The 12,720-nt window shown below is 42.6% G+C and carries 9 protein-coding genes; 6 read left to right on the plus strand and 3 right to left on the minus strand.

What is annotated here, in order from left to right; genetic code table 11:
- Positions 1 to 13 precede the first annotated feature (13 nt).
- Positions 14 to 4,285 carry a DUF4157 domain-containing protein gene (locus tag F7734_RS37885; RefSeq protein ID WP_155749610.1) on the minus strand — a complete coding sequence of 1,424 codons (4,272 nt, stop codon included), beginning with the start codon at positions 4,283 to 4,285 and terminating at the stop codon, positions 14 to 16.
- A gap of 249 nt (positions 4,286 to 4,534) precedes the next feature.
- Between F7734_RS37885 and F7734_RS37890 the strand changes: the two genes are divergently transcribed.
- Both F7734_RS37890 and F7734_RS37895 read left to right on the plus strand, forming a co-directional pair.
- Positions 4,535 to 4,735, plus strand: coding sequence for a hypothetical protein (locus tag F7734_RS37890; RefSeq protein ID WP_155749611.1), 201 nt, complete (start codon positions 4,535 to 4,537; stop codon positions 4,733 to 4,735).
- 209 nt (positions 4,736 to 4,944) lie between these two features.
- A complete protein-coding gene (locus F7734_RS37895) occupies positions 4,945 to 5,601 on the plus strand; it encodes a DUF4157 domain-containing protein (RefSeq protein WP_155749612.1) in 657 nt (218 codons plus the stop codon).
- A 249-nt stretch (positions 5,602 to 5,850) separates the two neighbouring features.
- Here F7734_RS37895 and F7734_RS37900 read toward each other — a convergent pair whose 3' ends face one another.
- On the minus strand, positions 5,851 to 6,372 hold the full coding sequence (locus F7734_RS37900) for a hypothetical protein (RefSeq protein WP_155749613.1): 522 nt from the start codon (positions 6,370 to 6,372) through the stop codon (positions 5,851 to 5,853).
- A gap of 324 nt (positions 6,373 to 6,696) precedes the next feature.
- Between F7734_RS37900 and F7734_RS37905 the strand changes: the two genes are divergently transcribed.
- From F7734_RS37905 to F7734_RS37920, 4 genes are all read left to right on the plus strand, one after another.
- The gene (locus tag F7734_RS37905) at positions 6,697 to 8,037 is read left to right on the plus strand and encodes an ATP-binding protein (protein ID WP_155749614.1); all 1,341 of its coding nucleotides are present in this window, start codon (positions 6,697 to 6,699) and stop codon (positions 8,035 to 8,037) included.
- Between the two features lie 176 nt (positions 8,038 to 8,213).
- The gene (locus F7734_RS37910) at positions 8,214 to 8,780 is read left to right on the plus strand and encodes a Uma2 family endonuclease (RefSeq protein WP_155749615.1); all 567 of its coding nucleotides are present in this window, start codon (positions 8,214 to 8,216) and stop codon (positions 8,778 to 8,780) included.
- A 461-nt stretch (positions 8,781 to 9,241) separates the two neighbouring features.
- Entirely contained in the window at positions 9,242 to 9,691 is a 450-nt protein-coding gene (locus F7734_RS37915; protein WP_166482404.1) for a hypothetical protein, read from the plus strand.
- Positions 9,692 to 9,960: 269 nt separating this feature from the next.
- Positions 9,961 to 11,535, plus strand: coding sequence for a serine/threonine-protein kinase (locus F7734_RS37920; RefSeq protein ID WP_155749616.1), 1,575 nt, complete (start codon positions 9,961 to 9,963; stop codon positions 11,533 to 11,535).
- A 448-nt stretch (positions 11,536 to 11,983) separates the two neighbouring features.
- On the opposite strand, the gene F7734_RS37925 is transcribed toward F7734_RS37920, so the two are convergent.
- Entirely contained in the window at positions 11,984 to 12,181 is a 198-nt protein-coding gene (locus F7734_RS37925) for an NblA/ycf18 family protein (RefSeq protein WP_155749617.1), read from the minus strand.
- Positions 12,182 to 12,720 lie beyond the last annotated feature (539 nt).

The raw sequence follows: 12,720 nt of genomic DNA on the forward strand, positions 1-12,720 counted from the left end.
AAATAAAATAGTTTTATTGTCTTCGATTCAAGTAATCTCTGATTATATTTCGGAAACGTCTGACCATCTCCGTATCTCTCAATCGTTCATAGTTTTCTTCATAAAAATTTTCTAATCTACTAATTAATTCATTATTGCTTTTAACAATTTCAATTTGTCTCAATCTGACATCTTCTGGTATAGTGCCTCGACCATTTGGATCTAATGCAGCATTCCGAGAGTTAGTGGGATCTGTTCCACCAGTAGTCATAGACATTGCCGCGAAAGCAGCTTCTCCGTGTCTGCCGTAATCACTCAACAGCAATAAGTTTGTAATGTGAGACGGTCCATATCTAAAAGGCTCGGCGACCAATGAGGCAATCAACATGGCTGTCGAATCGACAGGTGTAGAAGCTCCAGAATTTATGGCGGTAAGTAATGAGTGAAGTTGACCAACTGTTACTGTCCGAAAGGCAGGATTAGAGTACAAAAATCCTCTTACTTCATGTGCTGTCGTTATTTTACCATTTACTTGAATAATTGTAGCTGAAACAGCACGAGCGCGTGGATAAACATAATTGTTTCTGACTTGATCGACAAAGAAGTTTTCGTTTCCTACGAATATTATATTGTTGCTAGAATCTCTGACGGCTTCACCATAATCTCTTTGAATTCTTCCTAAAGTTCTTTGTATTCCTCTAGCCAAGGTTTCTGCTTGTACCACATTATTTGGTATACCCTCTTCCCTATCATCTCCACTGTATAATACGTCTGTTAATTCATCTAAAGACTGTTCAATAAGTTCGTCAACTTTACTAGATAAATTGCCTGCTCTGTGATAAATTCTATAGCCGCGCTCAGTTGTATTAGGTCTAATTATAACTTCAAGCTCTAATCCAGGTCTACCTTCACTAGATTCAACCTTATGCAACTCAATGATAAGTACTAACCCACTTTCAAGCTGAGGCGCATAGAGTTCATGTAGTTGTTGTGCTTGTGCTCTCTTTTCTGTCAGCAACTCATCAATATTCTGGTTATCTTGTACGTCTCTCCTTAAGGATTCATAAATACTATCTGCAATGTGCTCGTGTCTTCTAGCTTCCGAACCTGGAGCAGGAGTTGGGTCTTCCGTGCCCATTCCAAGCGATCGCAGTAGTGCTTGACCTGCACTCACCGCCCGATTTATCAGCCAATCCAACGCCCGATCGACCAGTTCGCGGATACCAGTAATGATTTCTGCAATTTGATCCCCAAGGTTGCCTAACCCGACTTGATTTGCCAAGAACCCGATCGCAACCGGAATACTGTTTGCTAATCCCTGCTCCATCTTAACAGCACCTGGTTCAACGTCACCTCTAGCAACGCTGGCGATCGTGCTGACATAATCATCTACAATCATCAGCATTTCACGGAAGTATTCAATTGCTGATTGCACGGCGTTGAAAAAGCTGATGAAGCCATTCACCACTGCCATAATACCCGTGGGATCGAGCATACTAAGAAGTCGAGTCATCACGCGCTCAATGACACGCTCCGTAATCCAGTTGCTAATTTGTTCCAGCACCATATCCCACAGGTTACTGATTTGCGACTGAATATATTCCCAAATCGCAGCAACACCGCGCTCTTGAACATCCCGTACAAAAGTCCAAATACCTGTCAAGCGATCGATAGCTCCACGAATGCGATCGATATTTTCTTGCCCTATGCGATCGCCCAGTTTTTGCCAGATTTGATCCATACTGATGCCTAGGATTTGTAGCACCAGATCTAATATCGACTCCAATGTAATTTCCGTTGGCGGTTCAATGCCTGCCTTGCGTACCTCAGCGAAGAGCCAATCCGTTACACCGCCGAGTAAGTGCTGCACAATATTGTCAAAGAACTTCTCAAAGCCCAATTTGACTGCTTGCAGCATATTGATTAAGAAACCTACTGGATCTTGCTGAATGTCGTCGAGCGCTTGAATTGCATTGTTGATGATGCGTGCGAGGATGTCACTGGGGAAGTTCATCATCTCCAGCAAAAGTTCCAACACGACTTTGATAACTTCAATAACGAAAGTAAACAGACGGTTGAGGGGTTCTTCAAACTCAGTTAAGATGCGAATAAACGCATCAATCGGATTGATTAAATCGTCAATGGTGAAGCTATTCCAAATATCCAGGAACAAATTCTGAATGAACTCCCAGGAAATCCCTAAATCGCTCATCATTGTTTCAATGCGTTCAGCGGCTCTAGGAATGACTCCGGTTTCCTGCATTTGCTGGAACTGCTGCTCTCCACCCGGAATCAGGCTCATGAAACCTCGAATAATGTTGGTGACGGTACGTGGAACAACCTCATTCGTGAAGGGATCTCGGTTAAGGATTACCGTGAGCAGGTGGTAGCCAGGAATGTCATTGGCGTAAGAACTGAGCCAGCCAAGCAACGCATCTTTAATGAGTTCCAAGACTTTGAGAGCTACTGTTGAGGCAAATTCCCAAACACCTTGTAAGAAACCAATAACCTGATTAGCTAAGCTCTCCAGATTCGTTGTGAGATTAGTTAGATTTTCTGATCTAATCGCATCTATGGCAGAAGCAATCAAGCTTTGGAATTCACCCAGCAATGCCATAAATGTTCCCAGCTGAGTATCGAGCCATGCAGCAGTTTCTTCTAAAGTGCCGCGCTCCTGCATTTGCTCTAGCTCTTGTTCTTTGCCAATCAGTCGCAGAAAGTCTGCGAGAATTTCGGCGGTGCTGGCATCAACAGGTTCATCCCTTAAGGGATCGTAATGCAAGACTTTCTTGATTAACGCCCAAGCTTGGTTGTCATTCAGCAAACCTTCCGCTAAATTAAGTGCTGCATCTTTGATTAACTGAATGATGTGGTCAACTAGCGATCGCGCAAAAGCTTCTACATCGTTGTAAAGCGCGATAAAATGGCGCTCTAGCACTTCATCAGCATTCCAAATGTCATAGCCAATTTCATCACCTGCAGCTTCGATAATTCGTTCAATTCGACTAATAGATAAATCCAGTCTGCCGAGTTCCCCTACAACCCATTCAAATGCTGCCTGTAAAATACCGTGTTCTCGTAGCTTGTCAAAAATCGCTGTGCCAAAGGGCACCAATCCCATGAACCCTTCCAGGAGATTGATAGCATTGCGCTCAACTCTGTTTCCTGTCAGTGGGTTGTATTCAATAATGACAGTGAACAGGACATAACCTGGAATGTTGCGTGCGTAATCATTGGCTTCTTCCAGAATGAAATCGGGCAGCAACATCTGTACATCATTTGAAGTGGATGAGATGACAGGTTTGCGTTGTATCGATGCACCTTGTTGCAAGGTGTGGGTTAATTCATGAGCAAGAAGGTGTCTTCCCTGCTGCGACTGGGGTTGATATTCACCTGAATTAAAGAAAATCTCGTTTCCGTGAGTAAAGGCTCGTGCTCCAAGCGACTTGTTTAACGTCGCAGCTTCCCGTCCTGTATGAATCTGGACTCTGCTAAAATCGGCATCAAAAGCCCCCTCCATCTCTGTACGGGTGTTGGCATTCAAGGGTGAGCCGTTGCCTCGTGCCTGTTGTAGGCTAGTTTCTAAATTCTTGGGTGTAGGTGTTGGGCTGCCATCTGCTTGCCGCATTAGCGATCGCATTCCTACACTTTGCTTGCGATTTACCTGTTGTGAATCGGGAGTGTTCGAGTTTTTGGTTGCTAAATCAGATGCTGTTGACCTTGGCATTGCTGCCACCCGATCGGCGATCGCATCGGCTTCCCGCTCATAGGCATCTCCGCGCTGACCAATTGTCAAGCTAAATTGAATAGGGGGGTAGTTGGTGTTACCATCTTCTGGGTCGTCTGCACTGCTAAAAGCAGGTATCATTTGAATCTGAGGAGTTTGTGCGATCGCCTCTTGTTGTTCCAGTTCCTTGGTTTCAGCGCCTTGGTGTGTTTGGGGGGCGACAGTTGGGGAAGCGATCGCTGCTGTGGACACTCTTTTTGACTGAACCACTCCTTCACTTTCAAATGCAGGCATCAGTTGAACGGTTGGCAATTCGACACCGTCTACCTGAGATTGTTCCTCTGCTTCACAGGTCTTGCATTTTCGTTGAATTGTAGGGGTGGGAGAAGGTGAGAAGAAAGACGATCGCTCACCAATGGATTTTGTTTGTACCCAGGATGCTGCACCAGGACGAAAGAAAGGAGTTTGTTCTGATGGTGGATTCGAGAAAAAAGCACGATCCCATTCTGACTTCACAGAAGACCGATCTGCCGTGGTATACTGTTGACTATAGCTACTTTTGTTCTCGGTGGTTTTCATAGTCTCGATTCTATTCCACAATCAAAAGTCCGTCCATCCAGAGTAACTTCACCATGCTCTCAAATTTTGGGAGCTTCCAGTTCGCTAGTGAATCATATCTTCATTCAGCTACACCTAAGTTCACAAATTCAACAGGATTGCGATCGCAGTATGTGGATATTATGGTGCAAGCAACCTTGTTCTTTTTCCATCTTCATCCTTTCTTCTGTCAAAACAATAATCCTTACAAATTAAATAGGATTGCTACATATGCCTTTTACTCACAAACACGCTCGCAAAGCCCCTTCGCTAAAAGAGGGACGTGAACCCTTTTTTAAGAAAGCGGGAATTAGTGAAGGTTCCTTTTTCTCCCCAGAAGCTAAATATAGCCCTCAACAAAATCAGGGTTTCATCCAACGCCAAAGTGACACACAAGCTCTTCAAACCAAGTTTGTCCCACACCTTAAATGAGGAGTGGGGACTAGCGATTGGGCATCAGGAATAAGCATTTCCCAATCATCTTATTGAGTACTATTAAGTTGCTCTTGGTTTGCTTAATATTAAGCCTACCATAAACTTAAGTAGCCATCATCAATTGCCTACACCAGAACAAATAAAAATTTTTCTTTCCCCGCTCCCTACTCCCTTTGTCATTTTATTTAACCTATAAAAAATCAATCATGGCAGTGTTCAAATCTCGACGCACCCACAAACCACCTACTATTCAAGAAGGACGCGAACCCTTCTTCAATAAACAGCACAGCAACAACAATCACTTTTTCTCATCAGTAAGCGCCAATAGCATCCAAACCAAACTTACCATTGGTCAGCCCGGAGATGCTTTTGAACGAGAAGCTGATGCAATGGCGGATACAGTGGTAAACCAAAACCAAACTCCCCAAATTCAACAACAACAAGCGGGAATGATTCAGTCGGCTCCAATGAAAGAAGATGAAAAAATCAACACTAAGCCAGAACTCCAAATGATGGAGGATAAAAAAGAAGAAGAAGTTCAACCCAAGTCAGAATCAGGGGCTTCAACGCCTAGCCCTGCTTTATCTTCCCATTTACAACAAACTCAAGGACGCGGTCATCCTCTACCAGCTACAACCCAAGCAAAAATGCAGTCTGCTTTCGGTAGAGACTTCAGCGATGTGCAAATTCATACCGACGGGGAGTCTGCACAAATGAATCGAGAGTTGAAAGCACAAGCTTTTACACACGGACAGGATATTTATTTTAACCAAGGAAAATTTGACCCAGAATCAGAAACTGGAGAACATCTGTTAGCTCACGAACTCACCCACGTGGTGCAACAAAACCAAGATAAACCGTAGTTAAAAAGAGGTGTTTTATGTTAGAAGACTTGTTTTGGTGGATAGTTTTTCCTTTTGTACTAGCGTTTGTAATTGGGTTTATGAGCTACGGACTACAGCCCACTAATGACTCTACAAATCAAGAGCCAAACAAAGTCCCCTAATTTTTAATTTAGGTGTAGGTTGGGTTGAGGAACGAAACCCAACATTTTGCCGACATCGTTGGGTTTCGCAAAGCCTCAACCCAACCTACATCAGTGTATTTAAAATTTATTTGGTTGGTGAATCCTGCGAAGGAGTAGATGTAGAATCAGTACTTCCTCCACTGGGAGGAGCTGGAGTTGATGGTGGTTTTGGTTGCTCAAATCGAATTTCCAAACCTAAGTAATTTTTCACGAACCAGTTAGCCCACTGAAATGCTAGCACGAAAGGCCACAAAAGAATTTTGAGCACCAGAGCTATCACTTCATCTAAATTGGGCTGTTTCACTTCTAGCCATTGGCGAAACTGAAACCCAGCTTGAAATCCAATTCCCCATACCCAAAATATTAAAGCAACCAGTAAGACAACTGAAAAAACAAGCAGTGCGATCGCCTGTTTTAAAACTGTCCACGTCGTCGCCCCAGCTTTTTGGTAGGCATCAGCGGTATCTTTTTTTGACAGAGTTGTCCATAATTTTGTAGCCTGCTCTTGAACGGGATTGATTTGTACATATGCATCATTCCTGTTGTACAAAAGTGGCTTGATATCGTTCCGGTATTTCTGATTTTGCTCAACTACAGTTTCTTGCATAAAAGCTATTTTCTTCCTCTAAATGTGAGAACATAGTTTCTATCAGAGGTCATTTATAAAGTAAATGTTAAATTGCCAAATGTATTGTGTTGTTTGGGTTGAAGAATGAAACCTAACAATAAGGGTTCAATGTTGGGTTTCGTTCCTCAACCCAACCTACTTTATAAATCACCTCTCAAATCTTACTTCTATTTTCAAGCAGACTTTCAAAAAGTGTTAATTCTTTTAAATTAAGATAGCGGTTTCGGGTATAAGAAGAAATAATTAACCGCAGATGTAGATAATCTGGAAGCGTCTGATTATAAGGTACGCGGATGAAACTTGATGCTTGACTCTAATGCCCAAACCCTACAATATGCACTTTCATACCTTGCAGAGGTGATTGAATGGCGCATGACTTCATACTTTGGCGATCGCGCTCAGTATGAAATGCTCATACCCAATTCACCTGATGATTTGTGGGTAGCAGACACTCCTCTGACTTTATTTATTCGCAAGCACTTATTAAATACTGCAGAACAATTGACGTTATTAATAGCGCTAGCACCACATCTACAGCCGGATTTTTTTGACCAATCGATCGCTGCTCAGTTACCTCAGGCTGGTGATTATCCGCAAATTGGCGGTTGGCGGGGGAAGTCTCATCGCGGTTTTTTGCCTACTGGTGAGACAGTGTTGTTCATACTCGGAGGAAATCAGTTGAGCGATCGCTTTCGCCTCCAACAAATGTTCGCGGACAATCATCTGTTTGTGCGCGAACGCGTCCTCTACCTGGAGCCACCACCTGATGGCGAACCCGTGATGAGTGGTAAACTGGTAATGACGCAAGATTATGTGGATCTTTTTACTCAAGGTCACTTTTCCCGCCCCCATTTCAGTATTAACTTTCCCGCTCAACGTATTTCTACAGAGATGGAATGGGAGGATTTGGTACTCAATGCCCAGACGTTAGACCAAATTCACGAACTCAAAGCTTGGATAACTTATGGTTCCACTATCCTCTACGACTGGGGAATGAAAAAAAAGCTCAAGCTGGGCTACCGCGCTCTATTTTACGGTCCTCCCGGTACAGGTAAAACGCTCACGGCTAGTCTTTTGGGCAAATACACGGGTAAAGAAGTTTACAAAATAGACCTGTCAATGGTGGTATCAAAGTTTATTGGTGAGACTGAAAAAAACTTAGCTAATCTCTTTGCCAGAGCCGAGAGCAAAGATTGGATTTTATTCTTTGATGAAGCTGATGCTCTATTTAGCAAACGTACTAACGTGCGTGATGCTCATGACAAGTACGCCAACCAAGAAGTGAGTTATCTATTACAGCGTGTCGAAAACTACGATGGGTTAGTTATTCTCTCTTCTAACTTCAAGAGTAACATTGACGAAGCTTTTATTCGCCGCTTTCAAGCGATCGTTCATTTTCCTATGCCCAACTCTAAAGAACGACTGCGAATCTGGCAAATGGCTTTTCCACCTCAGCTAAAATTAGCTGAAGTAGTTAATCTTGGGGAATTTGCTGCTACCTACGAATTGAGCGGAGCCGACATTATGAATGTGGTACAGTATTGTTGCCTGCAAGCGCTACAGCGAGGTGATGTTTTGATTCACCAGGAAGATCTACATTACGCCATCAAGCGAGAGTTTGGCAAAGCCGGGAAGATTGTTTAAGAAACTTCCGGTGTTAGCTTACTGGCGATACATGGGAACTCCTGGAAACCTACCAACAGCTACAGGCGCACCTCAAGAAGTCCTCTTAGGAGAAAAGTGGTAGACAGAAGTTTTCCTATCTTGCTTGGAAAATCTCTATTACAATGTTAATATTATTTGTTACCATAATTATTTTTATGAGTCAGGTAACTTCCGAACAAATTCGTTGGACGATTGCCGATCTAGATCTCTTACCTGATGATGGCACTCGATATGAAATCGTTGATGGTGAGCTATTCATGACTAGAGCGCCCCGATGGAGCCATCAAAAAGTGGCTGTTAAGATTTGTGCAGCATTGAACAGTTGGTCTGACGAAACAGAGTTGGGGGAAGCTACAACTACGCCCGGAATTATATTTTCAGAAGCTAATAACGTTATTCCAGATGTTGTTTGGGCAAGTTATGCTCGACTAGCAATATTGCTTGATGATTCAGAACATTTAACAGGCGCACCAGAGTTGATTGTAGAAGTTCTCTCTCCTGGAGCAGACAATGAACGGCGCGATCGAGAGGTTAAACTAAAACTTTATACCTTACAGGGAGTACAAGAATATTGGATTGTCGATCTCCGCTTACAGCAAGTTCAAGTTTACCGAAGACAAAACGCAACCTTAAAACTTGTGGCAACATTATTCAATACTGATGAGATAACTTCACCTTTACTACCGGGCTTTAGTTGTTCTATTGCATCCTTTTTTTGTTAGCTAAATCCTTCGTCAGCACCCCGCACTAAAGTAACATTGAGAGTAAAATCGACAAGGAACTCGTGAAACAACTTAAGATAATTATCGAAAAAAATTCAGATGGATATGTTGCTGACCCAATTGGTTTAGTGGGAGCGCTTGTTGGACAAGGATACTCCTTCAATGGAAGTGTTCATTGCTGAAGCAGGAATTGCGATCTCATGCCAAAGTTTCCGGTTGATGCTCCAATAAAGTCGGGTTGTTAAAGCATTTGAATCACTTGGAAACCAAGCTGTTCGCGATCGCGAGCAGCTATCTGTACTCAGGTTAGTATTTCCAGAGTTCCTGAAAGCCTATAATCAAACCCAAATCATGGCAAAGCGTCGAACAATAAGAATAGCTATACTGTACTTAATCTGCCAAACATCCTATGTTTCAAGACTAGTCTAGGCGGTGCTCGAGCAAAGCAAGGAACGTACAAGGTGCCACACACTTTTTTATTAGAACCGGGGCGCTGGATTCTACAAGGAACCTGGCTGGAACGTAATGGTATGCCAATCAGCGTCAAAGGTTTGACCTTGGTGGTTTGGAATCGAGATAATTGGTTCACAATGGCGACAAAGTTGATGTTTCCCGGTACCGAACACTCAGAAATTGCCTTACAGTATAAGGGTCGTTTGGATCGCGGCGAACGGCAGTATAATTTTTTACTTCAACATAATTTGTTAGGACAGGTAGAAGGGGAAGGCTGGATTGGGTTAGAAACAATTGTCCAAAGGTATTGGGTGTTAAGCGATCGCCAGCGTCGCAGTGGCTTTGAAACCTTACATCGAGTATCTGATAATACTTACTATTTAACAAGTGGTGTATTAGCTGGTCATTTTTTAACCAGTACAATGGAAGCGAGCCTAGAGAGACAAAGTCCTGGATAGTGGATAGTGGTTAGTAGTTAGTGGTTAGTGGTGCTACTAACAACCAACAACTAACAACCAACAACTAACAATGTTATTTAAAAGGTAAAAACTGGGAAATATAAATAGTAACTCAAAATAATAACTGACAGTACTGGGTGCTACAGAAAGACTGGGCGTATCGCTCGGTCTCATTGCCTTACTCTAGGTAAATACTCCTCTCGAATTTCTGGAGGCGTGTATAAAGCATAAATTTCCCAAAATTATTTGATATTGGAGTCGAATTTTTTATGTCAGACCCCAACACTGGTCGCTTACTCAGCAAACGCTACGAGCTTCAAGACATCATCGGTACTGGAGCAATGGGTAGAGTTTATCGTGCTAAGGACATTTTGTTGGGTGGTGTCCCTGTTGCTGTTAAATTTCTTGCCCTATCAATTCAAAACCAAAAAATGCGGGTACTGGAACGCTTTGAAAGAGAAGCAAAAACCTGTGCTCTACTAGGTCAAAAAAGTATTCACATTGTCCGAGTTATGGACTATGGCGTAGACGAGAGCGGCACTCCGTTCTATGTTATGGAATACTTACAAGGAACAAACCTCAGTCACACCATCCGCAAGCAACAGTTGTCTTTACCAAGATTTCTCAGTATTGTACGTCAGATTTGCTTGGGTTTACACTGCGCCCACAGTGGTATCCCGATTGACGGCAAAATTTGTCCGATTATTCACCGTGATATCAAGCCAAGCAATATGCTAGTTATCCAAGATGCTAGTTTTGGCGAACTTGTAAAAGTGTTGGATTTTGGTATTGCCAAACTCCTCATGTCTGATGCTAATTATACTAATTATTACTTAGGGACTCTGGCTTATTCTTCACCCGAACAAATGGATGGTAAGGAATTAGACAACCGTGCTGATATCTATAGTTTGGGAGTGATGATGTATGAAATGCTAGCTGGTAAATTGCCGTTTGTCGCTGTCAGCCACTCCTTTGGCGCTTGGTATAAACTACACCATCAACAAATCCCGCGTCCTCTCTTGGAGGTTGCTCCTACGCGACAAGTACCAACTGAAGTGGAAAATTTGGTCTTAAGTTGTTTGGCTAAATCACCAAGTTCGCGTCCTCAAAATATCGATGAAATTCTAAAAGTTTTAGTCTCATTAGAACAAAGCTACGGTACTCGTAAAGTCATACCACAACCAGAAAGTGATGTCATTTCTAATACACCTCCTGCTAATGGCTCCATAGTAAAAACAGGCTCAGAGCAAAGGACTCCAATCCTTCTGCCCTCTATGCTAACTGATGAAATTGCACAACAAGCTTCATGGCCTGCTAATAAACCTATTGCTGATATTGTTTTTCCAAAGCTGATCCGGAGTCCTGAAGGAGAAGTTATTCCTGCTTTATGGGTGATGCTACCACAACAAGAAATTTTGAAGCGCTTGGTTTGTACGCGTTACAATCAGTTTCTTTTTATCACGGCTCCTCACCCCATGTTGCTGTGGATTACCCTGATATACAATCGCAAGCAAGGACCTAAGTGGTTGCCGTACTACTTAGACCTAAAAACGACTTTTGGGCAAGAAGTGACTCACTTACTTGGGCAAACAGGTTCATATCGCTTGTTATTTTTCTCTCGAGAAGCACCCAACCGCTGTGCTCACGTACTACTTTCTAGCATTGCATCTGCTCAGCGCCATCGGTTGCAAGATTGGGTCAAGATTAGCGAAACATTAATATCTACTGCCGACCCGCAAGTCAGTAAAAGTTTGCTAAAAGTTGAGTACGAAAAGATAAAATCCCAAATTCTAGCAAAAATACAAGCGATCGATACAGATTCACCGTTTGACCTTTCCGGTTGAGAGAAATATACTTAATTATTCATATAAGTTCTACAGCAATCTTGATAGTTTATATTACAAATTGTTAATAACCTCTATACAAGGTGCTGTAGAAAGTTATAAGAAATATAAATAGATAAGTTACCGGGTGTAAAACTTGGGTAGACTAGAGGCTGTGCGAACAGTTCTGGATGCTTAGTGTGCCGCTTGGGAAAAAGCAATGGCATATAAATTTGTCGCCCTAGCCTCTCATACTGAAATCTAGTAGACGCTCTGCACAGCTATTAACTCCATAAGAAGATACGACTGCTTTGATTGGAAGCAGGCAAGTATTTTTTTGGGCAAATGACCCGTTATAAAAGCTCTTGTAGTTTGGGTTTTTTTCAGAGTTGACGCCCCTGCATCCCCAGCTCCTTTCCTCCTTGGAACAGAGCAAGAGAAAGAGGTCGCCCACTGCGACATCACAAATCTATGCCCAAGTGGAACCAGAATCTAGTCCCCATTGGTGCTTGAGAAGCTCTTTGTAAGTGGCTTCACGGACTACCATTTGCTCGTAGAGCTTGACCAAAAAATCTTTTGCTTGGTCGTGGCTCATGTTTTGAACTTGACTGGCAAAAGAATGAATGCTGAATTGTTGTTCTAAGGTCAATTCGATTGGTTGGTTCATAAGTTATCTCCTAAGAGGTTAAGTAAATTTGACAGAGTCAAAAAAACCAGAGGTATGCTGGTATTGACTCTAAGTTGGCATACAATTGTTCTTCTTACATATTACGAAAGATAACAACTGTTTGACGAATTGCCCACATCCTAATGGATAATTTTTCAGTTTGGGCATCCTGTAGCTCATTCTACTGATATACACCTCAAGTCCGCTAAAGTGGATTTCGGGTAGTTGAAATCAGGAGAGACAAAAACCAACACACATAAAGTCCTGTGGCAAAAGACTCGAATGCTGAATTTTGTCTTCCTTTGTGTATGTAAATCTCTTGCTGGTGACAAGAGGAGAGATGCGAGAGGTAGTAAATCAGAATTATATGCGCCATACCTTATTAGGTGCAAGATGTCAATTACACTGAAACATCTTCAATTAAGCCTCCGAGTCGCTAGCTACGGAGGCTTAAAAATATATGTATCAAGTTGTTAACCAGAAAAATGCTCAAGCTGAACATAATTAGGGGGTAGGGGGTAGAGGTTAGGGGTTAGGAG

It is taken from the genome of Scytonema sp. UIC 10036, from assembly GCF_009725235.1.

What these genes read in the sequence shown, in the direction of transcription:
- F7734_RS37925 (WP_155749617.1), bottom strand. Translation starts at nt 12,181, where the DNA reads ATGAACCAACCAATCGAATTGACCTTAGAACAACAATTCAGCATTCAT.
- F7734_RS37890 (WP_155749611.1), top strand. Translation starts at nt 4,535, where the DNA reads ATGCCTTTTACTCACAAACACGCTCGCAAAGCCCCTTCGCTAAAAGAG.
- F7734_RS37905 (WP_155749614.1), top strand. Translation starts at nt 6,697, where the DNA reads ATGCTTGACTCTAATGCCCAAACCCTACAATATGCACTTTCATACCTT.
- F7734_RS37910 (WP_155749615.1), top strand. Translation starts at nt 8,214, where the DNA reads ATGAGTCAGGTAACTTCCGAACAAATTCGTTGGACGATTGCCGATCTA.
- F7734_RS37895 (WP_155749612.1), top strand. Translation starts at nt 4,945, where the DNA reads ATGGCAGTGTTCAAATCTCGACGCACCCACAAACCACCTACTATTCAA.
- F7734_RS37885 (WP_155749610.1), bottom strand. Translation starts at nt 4,285, where the DNA reads ATGAAAACCACCGAGAACAAAAGTAGCTATAGTCAACAGTATACCACG.
- F7734_RS37920 (WP_155749616.1), top strand. Translation starts at nt 9,961, where the DNA reads ATGTCAGACCCCAACACTGGTCGCTTACTCAGCAAACGCTACGAGCTT.
- F7734_RS37900 (WP_155749613.1), bottom strand. Translation starts at nt 6,372, where the DNA reads ATGCAAGAAACTGTAGTTGAGCAAAATCAGAAATACCGGAACGATATC.